The following is a 19,849-nucleotide window of genomic DNA, read 5'->3' as shown; positions in this document are numbered from 1 at the left end:
CCGACTCAGTTCAGCACGACGAGCTCCCGCGTCGTCCTGGTCATGGCCACGTAGCGGTCCACGGCCCCGGTCACGCCATCCCCGAACCGCTCCGGGCGCACCAGGACGACCAGGTCGAACTCCAACCCCTTCGCGGTGGCGGGGGAGAGGGAGAGGACGCGCGGCGTCGACGGCAGGTCAGGGTGCCCGATCACGCACGCGATCCCCTCCGGATGCGAGGTCAGCCAGTCGTCGAGCAGGGCGGGCAGGTCCGTCGCCTCACCGAAGCGGACAGGGACCCCGCTCTCCCGCGCGGAGGTCGGGACATTCGCGTCGGGGATCGCCGCGAGCACCACGGGCGCCGCCACCTCCATCACCTCCGCCGGAGTGCGGTAGTTCACGCTCAGATGCGCGACCCTGACGTCACGGAGGCCGATCCTGCCCAGCCGCGCCTCCCAGGTCTCGGTGAACCCGTGACGCGCCTGGGCGCGGTCGCCCACGATGGTGAAGCTGCGAGCAGGGCACCGCGCGATCAGCATCCGCCACTCCGCGTCCGACAGCTCCTGCGCCTCGTCGACGACGATGTGCCCGAACGGACCTGCCAACTCGTCCGGGCGCAGCGCGGGCGGCGCATCGACGCCGATGAGGACGTTGCGCGCGTCCTGCCCGCGGAGCATCGACATCACCTTCATCTCGCTGTCGTCGTCTTCGATGAGGTGATCGACCACGTGCGACATCTGCTCCTGTGCCGAGGCGATCACGGCCTGACGTCGGTGCTCCGCGCGCACCGACTCCGGGTCTCCGATCCGGCGGTGCGCGGCGTCGAGCAGGGGCAGATCGGCGTCCGTCCAGGCCTCGGGCTCCGGCCGCTGCAGCAGCGCGATCTCCGCGTCGGAGAGGTCGGGGGCGCAGCGGCGGAGGAACTCCGGCGACCGCCACAGCCGCGCGACCACGGAGGCGGGGGAGAGCAGCGGCCACGCTCGTACGAAGGTGCCCGTGAGCTCGTCGTCCTGACGGAGCCACCGCCGCACGGCGAACGGGGGCACGTCGTCGTCGTCCACCTGGTCGGCGAGCAGCTCGAGCAGCTCCTCCCACACCTCGTCCCTGGCCTCGTTGTGCGCAGCGGCCGGGTCCGCTCCCGAGAACACCTCCGCCCACTCCTCGCTGCTCAGCCACAGGTCGGCCCAGGGCGATTCGATGCGCATGGCGTGACGGGGCGGCTGCTCGAACGCCTTCGCGGCCGCGTCGAGCACAGCGTCGGGATCGAGCGACGCCTTGAGGGCGGCGACGCGGGGATCCGACTCCTCGACCGCCAGAGCGCCCTCGGGGACGAGGTCGCGCAGGGTGCACAAGCGCACCGTGTCCTCCCCGAGACTCGGCAGGACGTCGTCGACATACGCGAGGTAGCGCGCGTTCGGTCCGACCAGGAGCATGCCGCCCGCGCTCCGGGTCAGCCGCGGCTCGGCATAGAGGAGGTGCGCGGCACGATGCAGCGCCACGACGGTCTTGCCCGTGCCCGGACCGCCGTCGACGACGAGCGCTCCGGGGGAGGCGGCGCGGATGATCGCATCCTGATCCGCCTGGATCGTCGCGAGCACATCCCGCATCTTCGACGTGCGGTGCGTGCCGAGGCTGGCGATGAACGCCGACTGGTCGTCCAGGGAGGCGGCACCGTCGAACGCCTCCGGGGTGAGCGCCTCATCCCAGTAGTCGCTGACGCGGCCTCCGCTCCAGCGGTAGCGGCGACGCGAGGTGATCCCGCGCGGATCCTCCATCGTCGCGCCGAAGTACGGCTCGGCGGCCGGGGTGCGCCAGTCGATCAGGAGGCGCGTGCCGTCCTCGGCGGCGAGCCCGGTGCGGCCGATGTACACGTGCTCGCCGGTGGTGCGCGTCATCCGTCCCAGGCACACGTCCATGCCGAAGCGCTCGAGCACGCGGAGCCGTCCGGTGAGCCGCCGGACCTCCAGGTCGCGGTCGACCGCGCTGTCGCCGAAGCCGGCCGGACGCCGACGCACCTCGCTCAGACGGTCGGAGACCTCGGCGCGCTGGGTCTCCAGCGTCTCGGCGATCCGCAGCAGGTGGCGCCGGTCCGCATCGAGGAGGCCGGGTGCTGCCTTCGCGCGCAGATCATCGGAGAGGTGGAAGGGGTCGATGGGCATGGATCTCCTTCTCGGCCGTGCGCAGATCGCACGAGCGAGGGTCGATTCTGCCCCATGCCCGGGGCCTTGCGGCAAGCCCCCACCCCGGCGATATCCTGGAAATGGAAGGACGCAGGGATCACACCGCGGCAGTCCGCCCGGTCGGCGCCTCCCCGCGCAAGGGACCATGACCCACCGCATCGGATACATCGTCGGAAGCCTCGCGAAGGACTCGATCAACCGGGTCCTGTCGAAATCCCTCGTGCGACTGGCCCCGCCGAGTCTCGAGCTCGTCGAGATCCCGATCCGCGACCTCCCGCTGTACAACCGTGACGACGAACTCGATCCGGTGGCGGCCGTGACCACGTTCAAGCACGACGTCGAACGCGCCGAGGGTCTGCTGCTCATCTCCCCCGAATACAACCGCTCCATCCCCGGCGCGCTGAAGAACGCCATCGACTGGGGATCGCGGCCCTGGGGGCACAACTCCTTCGCCCGCAAACCCACCGGGATCATCGGCGCGTCGACCGGCGCGATCGGCACCGCCGTCATGCAGTCGTCGATGCGCAGCGTGCTGAGCTTCCTCAATGCGCCGCAGTTGAACGCGCCCGAGGCCTACATCACCTTCAAGCCGGAGCTCTTCGGCGAGGACGGCGAGGTGACCGACCCCGCCACCGAGGAGTTCCTCCGCCACTACATGAGCGAATACGCGGCCTTCGTCGAGCGCGTGGTCTCGCTCACAGCACCGGGCCACGTCGGCGACCAGGGCTAAGCGCCGGCCGGGCGTCACGCGCCTTCGTCGACGAGCGCGGCCAGCGCCCGCGCATCGTGGGGCGCGTGGCCTCTGGCATCGTTGTCGAAGTAGACGTACACGTCGCGGGGTCTGCCGTCGGCCGCGCCGGTGCCGTCCCGCCAGGACCGGATCAGCTCCGCCCACTCCCGGAGCTCCTCCGGGGTGTAGGCGCTGTGATAGAGCATCTTGGCGCCGTGCAGACGGACATAGGCGAAGTCCGTGGTGAGGCAGTCGAAGCGCGGCCACCGGCCCGCCGTGTCCGCGGCGACCAGCGCGACGCCGTGATCCCGCAGCAGCCGCAGGCTGTCCTCGGCGGCGAAGGTCGCGGACCTCGGTTCCAGCGCGTACCGCAGGGGCACATCCTCCTCGATCTCGAGCCAGGCACGGTCGCTGAGCCGCTCGTCGCGGCGGGTCGCGAGCGCGAGAGCCTCGCCGGTGGTCCGCGGGAGTATCGTCAGGAAGGCGTCGATCACCTCGGGGTCGAAGCGCTGCCGCTCGGGAAGCTGCCACAGGATCGGGCCGAGCTGCGATCCCAGGGCGAGCACGCCGGACGCGAAGAAGTTCGCGAGCGCCTGTTCCACGTCGCGGAGTCGGAGCATGTGACTGATGTAGCGGGAGCCCTTGACGGCGAACACGAAGTCCGCCGGCACGCTCGCTCTCCATGTCCGGTAGCTCTCCGGTCGCTGCAGCGAGTAGAACGAGCCGTTCACCTCGACCGTGTCGAACCGCGTGCCGATGTGTTCGAGCTCCTTCCGCTGCGGCAGGCCCCTCGGGTAGAAGTCCCCGCGCCAGCGCGCATACCGCCAGCCGGAGACGCCGATGCGGATGCGGCCGGGGGCTCTCCGTGCGCTCATGTCGTCCTCCTGGTCGCGGCGCGGCGTGACCGAGGGATCTCCTGTCCGGTGCCGCCGTGTCGCCGACGATAGGAGCATTGCGGAGAGGAGGGGCCGGGGTTGACGGTTCCGGAGGCGCCCGCTAGCGGCGCGGAAGACGGCCTTGCGCGGGAGGGTATGCCCTCTCGACCACTCGCCCCAGACGGTGCTGCCGAGAGGGCTCACCGTCCTTCCCGGACGGTTGGGGAGGCGGCGAAGATCTCGCTGCTCTCATCGGCTGGTCTCCCCAGATCCAGCCGTATAGCCCCCGCTATGAGTGCAGGGTACCCCTTAATCGGCTTGTCCGCCATTTGGGGGACAAAGAAATTTTCGAACCTGTGCTTCCCGCCTCTCCCTGTCATCTCCCGGCGGGCGTGCCTAGGGTGGATCCATGGACAGACTCCTCGTGATCGCCGCTCACGTCGCCATCGCCCACGGCCACCGGGTCGAGGTGACCGAGCAGGTCGATCCGCTCGGCGAGGAGCCCGTGCTGCTCTCGGTCGTCGACCTCGACACGGGGATCCGCTATCGCCGCCCCGAGGAGCCGAGCGGCGACATCTCCCGCTGGATCGGGCGGGTGATCGAGTGCACCGTGACGATCGGCGGGACCGGCGCCCGCACGACCCTGCTGGTCGACCCGATCGGTCCCGGCGCGACCGGTGCGAAGATCGCCCTGCGCGGAGCGGATGCCGCAGCGGATGCGGCGAAGGCCGAAGCCGACAGGTGGGGAGGCGCCGACCGGCCGCCGGCGGAGGAGCCCGAGCGCTTCTGGTGAGGACGCGCCTGCGTCAGCGGAAATCCCTGGAGCGGTGCGCGAGCCCCGTGCGCAGATCCTCGAAGCCGTCGGCGAGCACATTCACCACACCCTCCGCCGACCTCTCCAGGATGCCGCGGATTATGAGCGCCGGCGACTCACGGGCCACCCGCCGGTAACGGTTCCAGACCCCCGTCGAGCACACCACGTTCACCAGGCCGCTCTCGTCCTCGAGGTTCACGAACGTGACCCCGGCGGCGGTCGCGGGCCGCTGACGATGCGTGACGAGCCCGGCGACCTCGATACGACGACCGACCTCGTGCTCCTGCAGATCGGTCGCGGTCAGCACGCCGCGGGCCCGCAGGGCCTCCCGGAAATGCGCCATCGGATGATCATCGGTCGACACACCCGTTGCCCAGAGGTCGGCGGAGAGCCGCTCGTAACTGGTCTGATCCGCGAACAGCGGCGGCTGCACCGCGACGGTCGTCCCCGGGAGGAAACGGGAGCGGTCCTCGGCGGCGGCCCCGGCGAGCCAGATGGCCTCGCGCCGCTCCAAGCCCAGACAGGCGAAAGCGCCGGCGGTGGCGAGCGCCTCGACCTGCGCGGCGGTGGCATCCGTCCGCCGCACCAGGTCGTGCAGGTCTCGATACCGGCCGTTCGCCTCTCGCTCTGCGACGATCCGCTCCGCCAGCGGCACCCCGATCCCGCGGATGCCGCTGAGTCCGAGGCGCACCGCGAACCCGCCGTCCCTGCGATGGGCGGCCGACTCATCCGGCGCCTCCCTGTCGAAGCGCAGCGGGGGCGGCTGAGGGACGGCGAGGCACGAGTCCCGCCCCGTCGGCCCCGCCGCCGTGGTCTCGTCGAGCGGCTCCAGGGTCTCGGTCGCCCCGGAGAGGTGCAGGTCGGGGCGGCGGACGTCCACGCCGTGCCGTCGCGCATCCGCGGTGAGGGTCGCCGCCGAGTAGAAGCCCATCGGCTGCGAGCGCAGCAGACCGGCGAGGAACGCCGCGGGGTAGTGCAGCTTCAGCCAGGAGCTGGCATAGACGAGCAGGGCGAACGACAGCGAGTGCGACTCCGCGAAGCCGAAGTTGGAGAACGCCTGGATCTGCGCGTAGATGCGATCAGACGCCTCGGCATCGAGCCCGCGCCTGGCCATCCCCGCGTACAGCTTGTCCTTGACCTTCTCGATCTTCTCCAGGCCCCGCTTCGACCCCATGGCCCGTCGCAGCAGGTCGGCCTCGTCCGCCGTGCAGTCGCCGATGGCGGTGGCCATCTGGATGAGCTGCTCCTGGAAGATCGGGATGCCCAGGGTGCGCTTCAGGATGGGCTCCAGGTCGCTGTGCGGGTAGGGGATGGGGAACTCCACCGGCTCCTCGCCCCGCTTCGCACGCTCCCGGTTCTCCTCGTCGACGCGGTCCTTCGCCATCTTGCGCCGCACGAACGGGTGCACCGCTCCACCCTGGATGGGACCTGGGCGGATGAGAGCGATCTGGATGGCGAGGTCGTAGAAGCTGCGCGGCTGCAGCCGGGGGAGCAGGCCGATCTGGGCCCGGGACTCCACCTGGAACACCCCGATGGAGTCCGCACGGCAGAGCATGTCGTAGACGGCCGCCTCCTCCTTGGGGATCGTCTCGAGCCGCCACAGTTCGCCCGTGTTCTCCCGGATGAGGTCGAAGCAGTGCTGGAGAGCCGCGAGCATCCCGAGTCCCAGCAGGTCGAACTTCACCAGGCCCATGAACGCGGAGTCGTCCTTGTCCCACTGGATGACGGTTCGATCCTCCATGCGGGCATGCTCCACCGGGACGACCTCGCCCACCGGACGGGCGGTGAGGACCATCCCGCCGGAGTGGATCCCGAGATGACGCGGCGCCTTCAGCAGCTCGCCGGCGTATGAGAGCACGTTCTCGGGGATGTCATGTCCTTCGACTGGCTCCAGGCCCGTGCTCCAGCCGTCGACCTGACGCGACCAGGCATCCTGCTGACCGGGGGAGTGGCCGAGCGCCCTGGCCATGTCCCGCACCGCGTTCTTCGGACGGTACTGGATGACGTTGGCGACCTGGGCCGCCCGCTCCCTGCCGTACTCCCGATAGACCCACTGGATGATCTCCTCCCGCCGGTCGGAGTCGAAGTCCACGTCGATGTCCGGCTCCTCCTGCCGGGTCGTGGCGAGGAACCGCTCGAAGGGGAGACGGTAGAGGATCGGGTCGACCGCGGTGATCCCCAGGAGGTAGCAGACCGCGCTCGCCGCAGCCGAGCCCCGTCCCTGGCAGAGGATGCCCCGACGGCGCGCCTCGGCGACGATGCCGTGCACGATCAGGAAGTACCCGGGGAAGTCCTTCTCCTCGATCACGTCCAGCTCCCGTGCGATCCGGTGGCGACCCTCGTCATCCAGTCGTGGGTACTTCGACGGCACCGCCTCCCAGACCAGGTGCCGCAACCAGCTCATCGGCGTGTGCCCGTCGGGCACCTTCTGCTGCGGCAGCGCAGGACGAGCGAGCCGCAGCGGGAACGCGGACGCCGCCGCGAGTTCGAGTCCGTACGAGATCGCCCCCGGGTAGCGCTGGAAGCGCGCCGACATCTCCGCTCCGCTGCGCAGGTGCGCTCCGCCGTTGGCGGGCAGCCAGCCGTCGAGCTCGTCCATGCTGCGCACGGCGCGGACGGCGGCCACGGCCTCCGCGAGCGGCGCCTGGGCTGGTGTGGCGTAGTGGACGTTGTTGGTCGCGACCACCGGCAGCCGCATCCGCCTGGCGCGTTCGGCCAGGGCGTCGTTGCGGCGGGTGTCCTGCGGATCCCCGTGGTCGACGAGCTCGACGGCCACGTTGTCGTGGCCGAACAGGTCGACGAGGTGCTGCAGCGGAGTGGCGGCGTCGCCGATCTCCAGCCCCCGCCGGACGGCGCCCTTGCGGCACCCGGTCAGGATCGTCCAGTGCCCCTCGGCGCGGGCGGCGAGGTCTTCCAGGTCATACACCGGGCGGCCCTTCTCTCCTCCGCGCAGCTGCGCCGCCGTGATCGCCCCGGAGAGACGGTGGTATCCCTCCATGCCGCGTGCGAGGACGAGCAGGTGCTCGCCCGCCGGGTCCGGCATGCCGCGCTGCGGTGCGGGGAGGTCGAGAGACAGCTCCGCCCCGAACACCGTCTGCAGTCGGACCTCCATGAGCTCGGCGACCTCGGCGAAGCGCGCGGCCCCGTAGAAGCCGTCGTGGTCGGTCAGGGCGAGAGCGCTCAGACCGAGGCGCTCGGCCTCCGCGATGAGCTCCTCGGGGGAGGAGGCTCCGTCCAGGAACGAGTACGAGGAGTGGGCGTGCAGCTCGGCATAGGGCACCGCGTCCTCCGGTCGGACCACGGCGGGAGGGGTGCGCTTGCGGCGGCGGCTCACGGGTCCCGGATCGGTGCGCTGACCGCGCGGCTCTGCCGTCGGCGAGGCCTCCTCGCCGCTGAGCGTGCGCTCCAGCTGGTTCCAGGACAGCGGCGGGTTGTGCCAGCCCATCAGCGATACCGCCCCTCGGCCCACCAGCGCTCGCCGGTGTGGAAGACCAGCCAGGCGCGATCCCGGTCGTCGACGATCTGGAGCCGATGCCCTCGTTTGCCGCCGCCCGTCGTCCAGCGGCGCTCGTGGACGGGCCAGGGGCCGGCCCACGCCTGCACGGCGGCTCCGTCGATCTGGGCGGGCGGCTGCGAGAGGGTCCCGCGCTCGTCGATGCTGATCGCGTCCTCGTCCGCACCGAGCACTCCGATGGGGCGCGGGGGGAGGAACACCTCCGCGGGGAGCGGATCCGGCAGGCTGCCCGGCCACGGAGAAGCCGGGTCGCGCGGGGGAACGGTGCGCTCTCCCCACGGGGTGAGCACCTGCCGGTCGGCGAGCCACCGCCCTCCGGAGACGGCGGCCGTGACCACCCCCTGATGGCCGAGCATGGTCTGCACGCGCGAGACCGCATGGTGCAGGCGCTCGTCCGTGCCGGAGCCGAAGAGTCCCGGCTGGTGGTGGGCGGCATCGTCCACCGCGGCGGGGAGGATGCGCACCGCCACGATGCCGCCGAACGCCCGTGCCTCATCGACCGGCTCCTTCGCGGACTCCGCGGCCAGGGCCTCCAGCTGCCAGCGCACCCGGTCGACCAGGTCGGAGGCGTCGAAGCAGGTCGGATGCAGCCACGAGCGCGAGAAGACGCCCCCGTCGTCGTCGGTCAGGTCGATCCGCACCTCCGTGCAGACGAGCGAGGCGTCTCCCAGAGCGAGCATCACGGCATCCGCGGTCTGCCGCACGGCGAAGGCCACCTGATCGGTCCCGCCCAGCGGCGACTCGAACTCGATGCTCCGCGCCAGCTCGGGGTCGGGTGGGCGTGGCGTGAGCGGGCGGGAGTCGGCGCCGCCGGCGAGCGCATGCAACCGGGCGCCGTGCTCGCCGAAGCGGTCGCGCACGTCGAGCGGGGTGAGCGCGGCGAATTCGCCGAGCGTGCGGACGCCGAGCCGGACGAGGAGGCCGGTGATCTGCTCGTCGCGGAGCACCTGCACGGGGTACGGGCTCAGGAACTCCCGCGCACCGCCGGGCGGCACGACGGTGCAGGGGGCGAGACCGCGTGCGGCGATCTCGGCGGTGAACGGGCCGTCGGCCACGCCGATGCGCACCTCGGGGAAGCCCGCGGTCGCGAGGATGTCGGCGAGGGCCTCCGCGGCCTCCGCCTCGCCGCCGTGATAGCGGGCGATGCCCCGGGCGCGGAGCACCGCCAGCCCTGGTCGCAGCAGGGTGACGCCCGGGGCATGCTGCTCGATGAGGTTGAGCACGGGCAGGAAGGCGCGTTCGTCGCGGTCGGCGTCGTGCGGGAGCACGCGGAGGGAGGCGAGATGCCCCTGTGCGATCCGTCGGCGCTGACCGGTGCGCACGCCGTGCTCTCGGGCGGAGGCGGTGCAGGCGACGACCGTGTTCGCCTGGATCAGGGCGGTGGGCGGATGCGGCGGTGCGCCCAGAGCGGCGCGCAGGGGCCAGTCCGGGAACCACAGCACGAGGACGCGGAGCGGGCTGTTCATCCGGCTTCCGCCCATCGCAGGAGCTCCGGGGGAGCGGCATCGGGGACGGCGGCGAGGGGTGGCAGGGCGGTGAGCTCGGTCGCGACGGCCTCGACGGCGCCGTGACCTCCCGGCAGCTGCACCCGCACGCTCGACGGGCGAGGGCTGTGCCTGGTCTGCGCGGTGATCGTCACCGTGCAGTCCGAGAGCAGCCCCCAGCCTGCGCCGAGTCCGTGCCAGTGCGGATCGTGCAGCCGGATCGTCCCCTCGCTCTGCGGCCAGCGCGCTGCGCCGGGGGTCTCGGCGACCAGGAGGGTGCATCCGCGATCGCGCAGGCGTGCGCTCAGGCGGGAGACGTCGGCATCGCGGGCCCTGGTGCCCGGCGCCACGACGATCAGGGGGACGACCTCGGCGAGGGCGGAGGTCGCGGCGAGCCAGCGCTCTCCCGGATCGGGGACCAGGATCAGCCGGGCGAGGTCGATGCCGAAGGCGGCGGCGGCTTCGACGCCGAGGGTGGGCATGCCGACCACCGCGCACCAGTGCCCTTTCCTGGAGGCGGTGCTGAGGAGGGCGAGCACGAGGCTCGGCGAGGGCGAGACGGTGTACGAGGTGCCGGTCTGCAGCCCCTCTTCCGGGAGGAGCGAGGCGAAGGCGGGGTCGAGGGGGATCAGCGCGTGTTCGCTGCGCCGTCGCTGCATCCTGCTGATCTCGCGCCGCAGTCGCAGCACTTCTCCCGCGCGGGAGTCGCTCGCCGGGGCGAGCGAGGCCACCGCATCGAGACCGATCACCGGACATCCTTTCTCGAATATATATTCTAATATAACAACCCGTAGAGCCGACGATAGTTCGTACAGCGGACATCGGCTCCGTTGTCCACAGGGCGTCTCCGCGAGCGTCGCCGATCTCCTACCCTGCGGGGATGGACCTCCGGCTCGCGCTCCTCGCGCTCGTGCACACCGCGCTCCTCGGCGTCGGAGCCTGGCTGACCGTGATCGACGTCCGCACCCACCGCCTCCCCAACCGGATCGTGCTGCCGACGCTCGCCGGTCTGCTCGCGCTCGCAACGGTCGATGCCCTCGTCGCCGGCCGCAGCGCGTCGCTCGTCCGGGCTCTGCTCGGCATGGTCATCCTCGGCGGCCTCTACGCCGGCCTCCGCGCGATCAGCCCTGCGGGGATGGGTGGGGGAGACGTGAAGCTGGCCGCGGTCATCGGGCTCGTGCTGGGCTGGCACGGCTGGCAGGCGCTGCTCGTCGGCGCGGCCTCGGCCTTCGTGCTCGGTGCCCTCCACGCGCTCGTGCTGCTCGCGCTGCGGAAGGCGGACCGCTCGACGCGGATCGCCTTCGGCCCGTGGATGATCGCGGGGGCGGTCCTCGGCATCGTCCTCGGATGAATCCGCCTGTCTGACGCCGATACCGCGAAGACGGGTCTACCCTGAAGCACATGGCACTCGCACGACTTCACGGCGGCCCGCTGGACGGGCAGATCATCCCCCTCGAGGACGCGGACGACAAGCTGATCGTCCCCTACAGCGAGACGCAGGTGGTCTACAACCGCCGTGGCGAGCCGCAGAACACCGGCGAGGGCGACGGACCGACGGAGGTCGACTACTGGTTCGAGGAGAACCTCGAGGACCTCACGCTCGAGGATGACTGAGCCGTCCCGCTCCGTCGAGGTCGAGCGGAAGTTCGACGTCGACGACAGCACCCCGCTGCCGGACTGGGCCGGGATCCCCGGCGTCGACACGGTCACCGCCGGTGAGGTGCGCATCCTGGACGCGCGGTACTTCGACACCGCGGACGGCGAGCTCGCCCGCGCGGGCGTGGCCCTGCGTCGGCGCTCCGGCGGACCCGACGAGGGCTGGCACGTGAAGGGGCCGCGACAGGGAGACGGCCGGCTCGAACTCGGCTGGCCGCTCGGGGAGGGCGAGGAGATCCCGGTGTCCGTCGTGGCCGCCGTCTCCGAATGGTCCACCGGCGTGCTCACTCCGCTCGCCCGGATCCGGAACGACCGCACCGCCTACCTGCTCCTGAGCGGGTCGGACGTCGTGGCGGAGTTCGTCGACGACCGGGTGCGGGCCACGGACCTCCGCCACGACGTGCAGCGCGAGTGGCGGGAGTGGGAGGTGGAGCTCGGTCCTGCGGCCCCGCGCGAGGACGCGGCACGGGCAGCGTTCTTCGAGGCCGTGGAGCGGGCCGTCCTCGCCGCAGGCGGACGACCGGCGGGGTCCGACTCCAAGCTCGCCCGCGCGCTCGGCTTCTAGGCCGCGGGCGGTTCCGGCGCAACCCCTTTCCCCCCGGTCGGCGTCGCGTGCTTGAGTGACACCATGAGCCGACCGCCTGTGCTTCGATCGCTGCAGACGATCGTCCCCGAGACCGTCCTCGTGCAGGAGCAGGTGCGCGACGTCTTCGCCGCTCAGCCCGACCTCGGACGCCTGGCGCAGCGCATCGTGGCGACCTCGTTCAACGTCTCCGGCATCGACACCCGTCACACCGTGATCGAGGAGCTGTCGCTGGACGCGGAGCCGACCGAGCCCGTGTTCTACGACCGGGCGTCCGGCCTTCTGCTCTCGCCCGGCACGAAGGCCCGCAACGACTTCTACACGCGGGAGGCGTCCCAGCTGTTCGTCGAGGCGGCGCGCCGTGCCCTCGACGCCGACCCGGATCTGACCCCGGCGGATGTGACGCACGTCATCACGGTGTCGTGCACCGGTTTCCACGCGCCCGGTCCGGAGTATGAGATCGTCCGGGCCCTCGGACTGTCGGATGCGGTCCAGCGCTATCACCTGGGTTTCATGGGCTGCTACGCCTCCATGCCCGCCTTGCGTGCCGCCGGCCAGTTCTGCACGGCCGATGAGGACGCCGTCGTCCTGGTCGTGAGCGTCGAGCTGTGCACGCTGCACCTGCGCTCCAGCGAGGACCCGGACACGATCGTCGCCTCCTCGCTCTTCGCCGACGGCGCGGCCGCGGGCATCGTCACCGCCAGAGACCTGCCGACGCCCGTCCCCGCACTCCGGCTCGACGGCTTCCACACGGCGATCGTGCCGGAGGGCGTCGACGACATGGCCTGGACGATCGGCGACTCCGGATTCGAGATGATCCTCTCGACCGCCGTGCCGCAGATCATCGGGGAATCGATCATCGGGGCGCTCGCGCCGCTCTACGGCCGCGAGGACGGTCTCGCCGAGGCCTTCGCCGCCGGGCGCGTGGGCGACCGGGTGCGTCACTGGGCCATCCACCCCGGCGGGCGCAGCATCCTCGACCGCGTGCAGGAGCGGATGGCGCTGAGCGACGCGCAGCTGCGCCCCGCGCGGGAGACGCTCCGGGAGTACGGGAACATGTCCAGCGCGACCGTGCTGTTCGTGCTGAAGCGCATCCTCGAGCAGGAGGGCGCGGAGGCGGGCGACCGCGTGGCGGCGATGGCCTTCGGACCAGGGCTCACCGCCGAGAGCGCGCTGCTGACCGTGGTCGCGCCCGCATCGTGAGCGTCGACCTCTCGGCGCGCGCCGACGTCGTCGAGCTCATGGACGACCCGGACGCGGACGCGGACGCTCTCGGTCGCACGTATCAGCGCTTCGGCGCGGTCAACGCGATCGTCTCCCGCCCAGGGCGGCTCTATCGGCAGGACATCCGACCGCGGGCGGCCCGGCGGCGGCTGCGGATCCTCGACATCGGGGCCGGCGGCGGAGATCTGTGCCGCTACCTGGCACATCGACTGCGCCGGGACGGGCTGGGCGCCGACATCACCGCCCTCGACGCCGACGAGCGCGCGATCCGCTGGGCCTCGGCGCACGACGACGGTGCGGGCATCCGCTACCGCCACGCGTTCTCCGGAGACCTCGTGGCGGAGGGAGACACCTACGACGTGGTGCTCTCCAACCATGTCCTGCATCACCTCGAGCCGGCGGAGCTGCGCACGGTCCTCGACGACTCCCGGACGCTCGCCGGGTCCCGCGGACTCGTGTCGCACCACGACATCGCCCGGAGCCGACTGGCCTACACGGCCTTCGCCGCAGGAACGTGGCCGCTCGCGCGGAACCTCCTCGCCGGTTCCTTCATCCGGGTCGACGGTCTCCTGAGCATCCGGCGCTCGTACACACCGCGCGAGCTCGCCGCGGTCGCCCCGTCCGGCTGGGAGGTGCGGTCGCACCTGCCGGCACGGCTCGAGCTGCGCTGGGAGGGCGCGGATGGTCGACCATGACGTGATCGTGGTCGGCGGCGGGCCGGTCGGGCTGCTCCTCGCCTGCCTGCTGGGGCGCGACGGCCACCGGGTCCGGGTGTACGAGCGCCGAACGGAGCAGGGCGCCGGGACGCGGGCGATCGGCATCCACCGTCCGGGTCTCGACGCGCTCGATGCGGCCGGAGTGGGAGCCGACGTGCGCGCGGAGGCGCTCGCTCTGTCCGGCGGGGAGGTCCGCAGCCGGGGTCGACGGCTCGCGTCACTGACGTTCACCGCGGACCGGCCGATCCTGACGCTGCCCCAGCCGCGTACGGAGGAGCTGCTGCGGGCGCGCCTCGCGGCGCTTCAGCCCGACGCGCTGCACCTCGGGTGCACGGTCCGGTCGGTGCGCGATACGGGCCCGTTCGTGCGGGTCGGCGTCGACGCGCCGGAGGGGCCCCGAGAGGACACCGCGTCGACGGTCGTGGTCGCCGACGGTGTGCGCAGTCCCTGGCGGGACGCGTTCGGCGCGGGGTGGGCGCGACGGCCGGGCAGCGCTCTCTACGCGATGGTCGACGTCGACGCGCCGTCGGAGGACGACCGCGCCGCGCTGTTCTTCGAGCCGGGCGGTCTCGTGGAGTCCTTCCCGCTTCCCGGTGGTCGACGGCGCTGGGTCATCCGAGAGGACGGCGGCGGGTGCGTCGCCTCGGCCGTCGAGCTCGCCGGGGTCGTCGCACAGCGGACGGGGGAGCGGCTCGCCGTCGACCCCGCCGCACCGGTGTCCTCGTTCCTGGCCGCCCAGCACGCGGCCAGGCGGCTGCACCGCGGGCGCGTCGTCCTGCTCGGGGACGCCGCCCACGAGGTGAGCCCGATCGGCGGACAGGGGATGAACCTCGGCTGGGCGGATGCGCTGCGGCTCGCGGCCGCCCTGCGACGGACGGATCCCAGCGCCGTCCCGGTGCTCGACGGCTTCGCCCGGGAGGTCCGGCGCACCACGCGGCGGGCGCAGCGCCGCTCCGCCTTCTTCATGGCGATGGGGGCTCCGGCGTCTGCTCCGGTCGTGGCCGCACGCGAGGGGCTGGTGCGCGCGCTCGGCTCCCCGCCGGCGCGCGGGTGGACGGCCGGTCTCATCACGATGCGCGGCCTGTGACGCGCGAAGGCCCGGTCCGCGATGCGCGGGACCGGGCCTTCGTCGATGCCGGACGGATCAGAAGTTGATCATGTGGCCGGCGAGGCCGTGGAAGCCCTCCTGCAGCGCCTCCGACAGCGTCGGGTGCGTGTGGACGTTGCGGGCGAGCTCGAGAGCCGTGAGGTCCCACTTCTGCGCGAGGGTCAGCTCGGGCAGCAGCTCCGACACGTCGGGGCCGATCATGTGCGCGCCGATGAGCTCCAGGTGCTCGGCGTCGGCGATCAGCTTGACGAAGCCGACAGGCTCGCCGAGGCCGTGCGCCTTGCCGTTGGCCATGAACGGGAAGGTCGCGACCTTGATCTCGCGTCCCTCGTCCTTGGCCTGCTGCTCGGTGAGACCGAACGACGCGACCTGCGGGGAGCAGAACGTCGCCCGCGGCATCATCCGGTAGTCGCCCAGCGTCATGGTCTCCGCGCCGCCGATGGTCTCGGCCGCAACGACACCCTGCGCCTCGGCCACGTGGGCGAGCTGCAGCTTGGCGGTCACGTCGCCGATGGCGTAGATGCCCTCGACGTTGGTGCGCATGTGGTCGTCGATGTCGATCGCGCCGCGCTCGGTGAGCTTGACGCCGGTGTTCTCCAGTCCGAAGCCCTCGACGTTCGGGGCGAACCCGACGGACATGAGCACCTTGTCGGCCTCGATGGACGCCTGCTGGCCGTCCTTGCCGGTGTAGGAGACAGTCACCGAGGAGCCGTTGTCGACGACCGACTCGACCTTGGTGGAGGTGAGGATGTCGACGCCGTAGTTCTTGTACTGCTTCGTGATCTCCTTCGAAACGTCGGCGTCCTCGTTGGGGAGCGCACGGTCGAGGAACTCGATGATCGTGACCTTCACGCCGTAGTTCGTCATCACGTAGGCGAACTCCATGCCGATGGCGCCGGCGCCGACGATGACGATCGACTTCGGCAGTTCGCGGGAGAGGATCTGCTCCTCGTAGGTCACCACGTTGTCGCTGAGCTGCACGCCGGGGAGCAGGCGGACCTTGGAGCCCGTCGCGATGATGGCGTTGTCGAACGTGACCTCTTCGGTCGAGCCGTTGGACTTCGCGACCGAGATCGCCTTCGGGCCGGTGAAGGTGCCGCGGCCGTCGTACTCGGTCACCTTGTTCTTCTTCATCAGGAAGTGGATGCCCTTGACGCGACCGTCGGCCACCACACGGCTGCGGTCGAACGCCTTGCCGTAGTCGATCGTGAACTCTCCGGAGATCCCGAAGAAGTCGGCCTTGTGGTTCAGGGTGTGCGCGAGCTCCGCGTTCTTCAGGAGCGCCTTGGAGGGGATGCAGCCGACGTTGAGGCAGACACCACCCCAGTACTTCTCCTCGATGATGGCGGTGGAGAGACCGAGCTGCGCGCTGCGAACCGCAGCGACGTATCCGCCAGGACCTGCACCAAGGATGACGACGTCGTAGTGTGGCATGCCTTAAGCCTATCGCTCCGAGGGGGTGCCGGAATCGGATGCGGATCCGCTGCCGCGACCGCGCAGAGCGAGCCAGGTCGCCACTCCCGCCGCCACCAGGATGCCGAGGATCGACAGGATCCAGATCCACGCCGAGCCGCCGTCCGCGTCCTCGGAGTCGGGCGCCGTCGTGGCGACCGGCGTGCTGCTCGGCTCGCTGGTCGCGGTCTGCTCCGGTGCCGCGCTGGTCGGCGCGGCCGTCGGGGAGGCCGTGCCGTTGTCGCCGACCGTGACGGTGAAGGAGTACTCGCCGGACGTCGGGTGGCCGTCGCTCGAGACGACCTTCCAGATCACGTGGTACTCGCCGGCCGGGCCTGTCCCGCGCAGCGGCTGCGTGACGATCGCGCCGTCGACCGTGGCGGCGCCGTCGGTGACCGCGTCGCCGGACGGATCGGTGACGACGACCTCGGTCGCTCCCTCGCCGTCGATCAGCTTCGCGCTGAACGTGAGGGTCAGCTCTGTCGGCACGGTCTCGACGGATCCGTCGGCCTCAGGGGACGACGACACGAGTGCGTCGTGCGCGGAGGCGGACAGCGGGGAGAACAGGACCAGGAACGCGGCGAGCAGCGTCGCGGCGAGGGCGATCGGGACGGATGAGCGGCGCAGAACGGTGATCTTCACGACTCCACCCTATGAATACCCGGTATGCGGCGCCTGAGTGTGAATGCGGCCTCCCGCGACCGGCTCGGCATCCGTTAGTCTGGACAACCAGGAGGGCACAGTGACAGACAGCGACAGCCGACCGGCCGGAGAAGCCGCAATCCACCGCTCCGGCGAGCAGCGCCACGACGTGACGCAGACGTTCGGGCACGATTCCGACCTGTCTTTCGTGCCGTTCGGCGTGGAACTGACCGACGTCGAGCAGAGCGCGATCGCGGCTCTGCCCGCGGGATCCGCGCTCCTGCTCGTGCGTTCGGGGGCCCTCGCCGGCGCCCGCTACCTCCTCGACACCGACGTGACGACGGTCGGCCGGCACCCCGAGGCCGACATCTTCTTCGACGACGTGACCGTCTCGCGTCGCCACGCGGAGATCACCCGCACCGGATCGACGTTCGAGATCATCGACCAGCGTTCGCTCAACGGCACGTACGTGAACGGCGAGCGGGTCGATCGGAGCGTCCTCGCCGACGGCGCCGAGCTGCGCGTCGGCAAGTTCCGCCTGAACTTCTTCGCCTCTCCCCGCGATCGCGCGGCGGCGAACGACTGATGGCGGCTTCCCCCGCCCGCGAACGTTCCGCGTCCGCGGGCTTGCTGAGTATCGGCCAGGTCCTTGCTCGGCTCACGCCCGAGTTCCCCGACCTCACCTCCAGCAAGCTCCGTTTCCTCGAGGTGCAGGGGATCGTCACCCCGTCCCGCACGGAGTCGGGCTACCGCAAGTTCTCCGCCGCGGACATCGAACGACTGCGCCTGGGGCTCACGCTGCAGCGCGACCACTACCTGCCGCTGAGCGTCATCCGCGAGCAGCTGGACGAGGCCGAGGCCGGCGGGGAGGCGACGGCGCTCGTGCCGCCGTCGATCACCCCTGCTCCGCGCCGCTACCGCCGCGATGAGCTGCTCGCCGCCGCGGGTGCCGGACCGCAGCTGCTCAATGACGCCATCAGCACCGGCGTCATCACCGCGCAGGAGACGTATCCGGAGGCGACCGTCAAGCTGCTGCGCGGCCTGGTCGCCCTGGACAGGCACGGCATCGAGCCGCGGCACCTGCGCTCGCTGCGTCAGGGCGCCGAGCGCGAGGTCGCGCTGATCGAATCCGCCATGTCCGCTCTGCTGCGTCGCCCCGATGCCGCCTCACGCGCCAAGGCGAGCGAACTCGGCCCTGAGCTCGCCTCGCGGATCGACGAGGTGCGCTCGCTCTTCGTCAAGGACGCGCTCTCGCGCGTGCTTTCGTAACGAACTGATTGCGACACACCTTCGCCGTCGCACGGATGTCATTGCCGGTGCCCAGGCACTGCTCTACCGTGGAAGATAACCGTTCCAGGGAGGATTTCAGATGAATGCGGATGAGCTCGCAGGCGACCCGCGGTTCGTGCCCGAACTCCTCTTCACGGACGGTCTTCCGGCCATGGACGACGAGGTCGGCTACCGCGGTGCGGTGGCCGCACGCGCGGCAGGCATCACCTACCGCCAGCTCGACTACTGGGCACGCACCGAGCTCGTCGAGCCGACCGTGCGCGGCGCCAACGGCTCCGGGTCGCAGCGTCTCTACGGCTTCCGCGACATCCTCGTCCTGAAGCTCGTGAAGAGCCTGCTCGACACCGGCATCTCCCTGCAGCAGATCCGCACCGCCGTCGACGAACTGCGCCGCGCCGGCATCCGCGACCTCGCAGGGACCACCCTCATGAGCGACGGGGCCTCCGTCTACCTCTGCACCTCGAACGACGAGGTCATCGACCTCGTCAGCCGCGGTCAGGGCGTCTTCGGCATCGCGGTCGGCAAGGTCCTGCGCGAGGTGGAGTCGACGCTCGTCGCCTTCGACGCCTCCGCTCCCGACCCCGTCGACGAGCTCTCCGCCCGTCGCGCCAAGCGCTCCGCCTGACCGGATCCCCGACACACGAGAACGGCCGCCCTCGATGAGGACGGCCGTTTCGCTTCTCGTGCGACGCTGCGGGTCAGCTCTGCGGACCCGACTCCGGAACCGGGATGCGTCCGGTGCGGATGATGCGGTCGAGCAGCGAGTCGAAGTCGGCGGCGAGCTCCTGAGCGGAATCGCCGGGCCAGATGTGCAGCGGCTTCGCGGCGCCCTGTGCCTGCTGCAGCGAGGTGCGCTCGGGAAGCTGCGGTGACAGCACGAGCGGGCCGAACATGTCGCGGAGCTCCTTGATGCGGAACTGGTGCTCGATGGACTGCGGACGCACGCGGTTCACCACGATGCCGAGCGGCTGCAGTCGGGGGGAGAGGCCGCGGCGGATCTCCTCGATCGCGCGGAGGGCGCGGTCGGCGGCGGCGACGGAGAACAGTCCGGGCTCGGTGACGACCATGACGCGGTCGCTGGCCGCCCACGCGGTGCGGGTGAGCGCGTTCAGCGACGGTGCGCAGTCGACCAGCACGAGGTCGTAGTCGGCCTCGACGGAGGCGAGTGCCTCTTCGAGCTTCCACACGTCGCGGACGCTCGGGTGCGGTCCGTCGAAGTTGATGGCGGACGGGCTGCCGATGAGCACGTCGATCGTGCCGGGGTGCACCTTCGCCCAGCCGCTGGAGGTGATCGCCTGGCGGACGACCTTCTCCTTCGGGTTCGCCAGGACATCGGCGATGTTGAGTCGTCCGGCCACCTGGATGTCCATCCCGGTGGAGACGTCGGACTGCGGGTCGAGGTCGACGACGAGCGTCCGGACGCCCCGGGCGAAGGCCGCGGAGGCCAACCCGAGTGTCACGGTCGTCTTGCCGACGCCTCCCTTGAGAGAGCTGACGCTGAGTACGTGCACGGACACCACGTTACCTTCCCCTAGGCTGGGGGAACACTCAGCCCCGCCCCATGCGCATCGAAAACGCTGCGCATCGAGCTCACAGAGGTGT

The 19,849-nt window shown here is 71.1% G+C and carries 19 protein-coding genes; 11 read left to right on the top strand and 8 right to left on the bottom strand.

Annotated elements, in window-relative coordinates:
- Positions 1 to 5: 5 nt before the first annotated feature.
- Positions 6 to 2,138 (bottom strand): RNA polymerase recycling motor ATPase HelR, encoded by a 2,133-nt coding sequence (helR, locus tag F6A08_RS13540; RefSeq protein ID WP_151459682.1) that lies wholly within the window; start codon positions 2,136 to 2,138, stop codon positions 6 to 8.
- Between the two features lie 166 nt (positions 2,139 to 2,304).
- On the opposite strand from helR, the gene F6A08_RS13535 reads away from it, so the two are divergent.
- Positions 2,305 to 2,889 (top strand): NADPH-dependent FMN reductase, encoded by a 585-nt coding sequence (locus F6A08_RS13535; protein WP_151459681.1) that lies wholly within the window; start codon positions 2,305 to 2,307, stop codon positions 2,887 to 2,889.
- A 14-nt stretch (positions 2,890 to 2,903) separates the two neighbouring features.
- On the opposite strand, the gene F6A08_RS13530 is transcribed toward F6A08_RS13535, so the two are convergent.
- Complete coding sequence (locus F6A08_RS13530; RefSeq protein WP_151459680.1) at positions 2,904 to 3,764, bottom strand: DUF72 domain-containing protein; 861 nt, start codon at positions 3,762 to 3,764, stop codon at positions 2,904 to 2,906.
- A gap of 409 nt (positions 3,765 to 4,173) precedes the next feature.
- Here F6A08_RS13530 and F6A08_RS13525 point away from each other — a divergent pair, with 409 nt between their 5' ends.
- Positions 4,174 to 4,557, top strand: a complete 384-nt coding sequence (locus F6A08_RS13525; protein ID WP_151459679.1) for a hypothetical protein — start codon at positions 4,174 to 4,176, stop codon at positions 4,555 to 4,557.
- A gap of 13 nt (positions 4,558 to 4,570) precedes the next feature.
- Here the strand turns inward: F6A08_RS13525 and F6A08_RS13520 are convergent, their stop codons facing one another.
- Genes F6A08_RS13520 through F6A08_RS13510 form a run of 3 tightly spaced genes read right to left on the bottom strand, consistent with a single transcriptional unit; the run spans position 4,571 to position 10,325 of the window.
- The gene (locus F6A08_RS13520; RefSeq protein ID WP_151459678.1) at positions 4,571 to 8,023 is read right to left on the bottom strand and encodes an error-prone DNA polymerase; all 3,453 of its coding nucleotides are present in this window, start codon (positions 8,021 to 8,023) and stop codon (positions 4,571 to 4,573) included.
- Entirely contained in the window at positions 8,023 to 9,558 is a 1,536-nt protein-coding gene (locus F6A08_RS13515) for a DNA polymerase Y family protein (protein ID WP_017202878.1), read from the bottom strand. The genes F6A08_RS13520 and F6A08_RS13515 overlap by 1 nt, the downstream gene beginning before the upstream one ends.
- The gene (locus F6A08_RS13510; RefSeq protein ID WP_124895776.1) at positions 9,555 to 10,325 is read right to left on the bottom strand and encodes a hypothetical protein; all 771 of its coding nucleotides are present in this window, start codon (positions 10,323 to 10,325) and stop codon (positions 9,555 to 9,557) included. Before F6A08_RS13510 ends, F6A08_RS13515 begins: the two co-directional genes overlap by 4 nt.
- Before the next feature lie 131 nt (positions 10,326 to 10,456).
- On the opposite strand from F6A08_RS13510, the gene F6A08_RS13505 reads away from it, so the two are divergent.
- The 6 genes from F6A08_RS13505 to F6A08_RS13480 all read left to right on the top strand — a co-directional run bounded on the left by F6A08_RS13505 (position 10,457) and on the right by F6A08_RS13480 (position 14,842).
- On the top strand, positions 10,457 to 10,927 hold the full coding sequence (locus F6A08_RS13505; RefSeq protein ID WP_151459677.1) for a prepilin peptidase: 471 nt from the start codon (positions 10,457 to 10,459) through the stop codon (positions 10,925 to 10,927).
- A gap of 50 nt (positions 10,928 to 10,977) precedes the next feature.
- The gene (locus F6A08_RS13500) at positions 10,978 to 11,190 is read left to right on the top strand and encodes a hypothetical protein (protein WP_017202875.1); all 213 of its coding nucleotides are present in this window, start codon (positions 10,978 to 10,980) and stop codon (positions 11,188 to 11,190) included.
- Positions 11,183 to 11,797: a CYTH domain-containing protein gene (locus tag F6A08_RS13495; RefSeq protein WP_151459676.1), complete on the top strand. Its 615-nt coding sequence runs from the start codon at positions 11,183 to 11,185 to the stop codon at positions 11,795 to 11,797. The genes F6A08_RS13500 and F6A08_RS13495 overlap by 8 nt, the downstream gene beginning before the upstream one ends.
- A 63-nt stretch (positions 11,798 to 11,860) precedes the next feature.
- On the top strand, positions 11,861 to 13,018 hold the full coding sequence (locus F6A08_RS13490; RefSeq protein ID WP_151459675.1) for a type III polyketide synthase: 1,158 nt from the start codon (positions 11,861 to 11,863) through the stop codon (positions 13,016 to 13,018).
- Positions 13,015 to 13,734, top strand: a complete 720-nt coding sequence (locus tag F6A08_RS13485; RefSeq protein WP_151459674.1) for a methyltransferase domain-containing protein — start codon at positions 13,015 to 13,017, stop codon at positions 13,732 to 13,734. The genes F6A08_RS13490 and F6A08_RS13485 overlap by 4 nt, the downstream gene beginning before the upstream one ends.
- On the top strand, positions 13,721 to 14,842 hold the full coding sequence (locus tag F6A08_RS13480; protein WP_151459673.1) for an FAD-dependent oxidoreductase: 1,122 nt from the start codon (positions 13,721 to 13,723) through the stop codon (positions 14,840 to 14,842). Before F6A08_RS13485 ends, F6A08_RS13480 begins: the two co-directional genes overlap by 14 nt.
- Before the next feature lie 57 nt (positions 14,843 to 14,899).
- On the opposite strand, the gene lpdA is transcribed toward F6A08_RS13480, so the two are convergent.
- Together lpdA and F6A08_RS13470 are read right to left on the bottom strand one after the other, a co-directional pair.
- On the bottom strand, positions 14,900 to 16,297 hold the full coding sequence (gene lpdA / locus F6A08_RS13475) for a dihydrolipoyl dehydrogenase (protein ID WP_151459672.1): 1,398 nt from the start codon (positions 16,295 to 16,297) through the stop codon (positions 14,900 to 14,902).
- Between the two features lie 9 nt (positions 16,298 to 16,306).
- Positions 16,307 to 16,957, bottom strand: coding sequence for a copper resistance protein CopC (locus F6A08_RS13470; RefSeq protein ID WP_151459671.1), 651 nt, complete (start codon positions 16,955 to 16,957; stop codon positions 16,307 to 16,309).
- Positions 16,958 to 17,057: 100 nt separating this feature from the next.
- Between F6A08_RS13470 and F6A08_RS13465 the strand changes: the two genes are divergently transcribed.
- From F6A08_RS13465 to F6A08_RS13455, 3 genes are all read left to right on the top strand, one after another.
- The gene (locus F6A08_RS13465) at positions 17,058 to 17,543 is read left to right on the top strand and encodes an FHA domain-containing protein (RefSeq protein ID WP_017202868.1); all 486 of its coding nucleotides are present in this window, start codon (positions 17,058 to 17,060) and stop codon (positions 17,541 to 17,543) included.
- Positions 17,543 to 18,226 (top strand): transcriptional regulator FtsR, encoded by a 684-nt coding sequence (gene ftsR, locus F6A08_RS13460; protein WP_017202867.1) that lies wholly within the window; start codon positions 17,543 to 17,545, stop codon positions 18,224 to 18,226. Before F6A08_RS13465 ends, ftsR begins: the two co-directional genes overlap by 1 nt.
- A 100-nt stretch (positions 18,227 to 18,326) precedes the next feature.
- Positions 18,327 to 18,872 (top strand): MerR family transcriptional regulator, encoded by a 546-nt coding sequence (locus F6A08_RS13455; protein ID WP_017202866.1) that lies wholly within the window; start codon positions 18,327 to 18,329, stop codon positions 18,870 to 18,872.
- Between the two features lie 73 nt (positions 18,873 to 18,945).
- Here F6A08_RS13455 and F6A08_RS13450 read toward each other — a convergent pair whose 3' ends face one another.
- On the bottom strand, positions 18,946 to 19,758 hold the full coding sequence (locus F6A08_RS13450) for a ParA family protein (protein ID WP_026049812.1): 813 nt from the start codon (positions 19,756 to 19,758) through the stop codon (positions 18,946 to 18,948).
- Between the last annotated feature and the right edge of the window lie 91 nt (positions 19,759 to 19,849).

The sequence above is a fragment of the Microbacterium algeriense genome (assembly GCF_008868005.1).
GTDB classification, from domain to species: Bacteria; Actinomycetota; Actinomycetes; order Actinomycetales; family Microbacteriaceae; genus Microbacterium; species Microbacterium algeriense.
Note: the sequence above shows the minus strand (reverse complement) of the source record. Positions and strands in the feature narration are given on the sequence as shown.

What these genes read in the sequence shown, in the direction of transcription:
- helR (WP_151459682.1), bottom strand. Translation starts at nt 2,138, where the DNA reads ATGCCCATCGACCCCTTCCACCTCTCCGATGATCTGCGCGCGAAGGCA.
- F6A08_RS13535 (WP_151459681.1), top strand. Translation starts at nt 2,305, where the DNA reads ATGACCCACCGCATCGGATACATCGTCGGAAGCCTCGCGAAGGACTCG.
- F6A08_RS13530 (WP_151459680.1), bottom strand. Translation starts at nt 3,764, where the DNA reads ATGAGCGCACGGAGAGCCCCCGGCCGCATCCGCATCGGCGTCTCCGGC.
- F6A08_RS13525 (WP_151459679.1), top strand. Translation starts at nt 4,174, where the DNA reads ATGGACAGACTCCTCGTGATCGCCGCTCACGTCGCCATCGCCCACGGC.
- F6A08_RS13520 (WP_151459678.1), bottom strand. Translation starts at nt 8,023, where the DNA reads ATGGGCTGGCACAACCCGCCGCTGTCCTGGAACCAGCTGGAGCGCACG.
- F6A08_RS13515 (WP_017202878.1), bottom strand. Translation starts at nt 9,558, where the DNA reads ATGAACAGCCCGCTCCGCGTCCTCGTGCTGTGGTTCCCGGACTGGCCC.
- F6A08_RS13505 (WP_151459677.1), top strand. Translation starts at nt 10,457, where the DNA reads ATGGACCTCCGGCTCGCGCTCCTCGCGCTCGTGCACACCGCGCTCCTC.
- F6A08_RS13500 (WP_017202875.1), top strand. Translation starts at nt 10,978, where the DNA reads ATGGCACTCGCACGACTTCACGGCGGCCCGCTGGACGGGCAGATCATC.
- F6A08_RS13495 (WP_151459676.1), top strand. Translation starts at nt 11,183, where the DNA reads ATGACTGAGCCGTCCCGCTCCGTCGAGGTCGAGCGGAAGTTCGACGTC.
- F6A08_RS13490 (WP_151459675.1), top strand. Translation starts at nt 11,861, where the DNA reads ATGAGCCGACCGCCTGTGCTTCGATCGCTGCAGACGATCGTCCCCGAG.
- F6A08_RS13480 (WP_151459673.1), top strand. Translation starts at nt 13,721, where the DNA reads ATGGTCGACCATGACGTGATCGTGGTCGGCGGCGGGCCGGTCGGGCTG.
- lpdA (WP_151459672.1), bottom strand. Translation starts at nt 16,297, where the DNA reads ATGCCACACTACGACGTCGTCATCCTTGGTGCAGGTCCTGGCGGATAC.
- ftsR (WP_017202867.1), top strand. Translation starts at nt 17,543, where the DNA reads ATGGCGGCTTCCCCCGCCCGCGAACGTTCCGCGTCCGCGGGCTTGCTG.
- F6A08_RS13455 (WP_017202866.1), top strand. Translation starts at nt 18,327, where the DNA reads ATGAATGCGGATGAGCTCGCAGGCGACCCGCGGTTCGTGCCCGAACTC.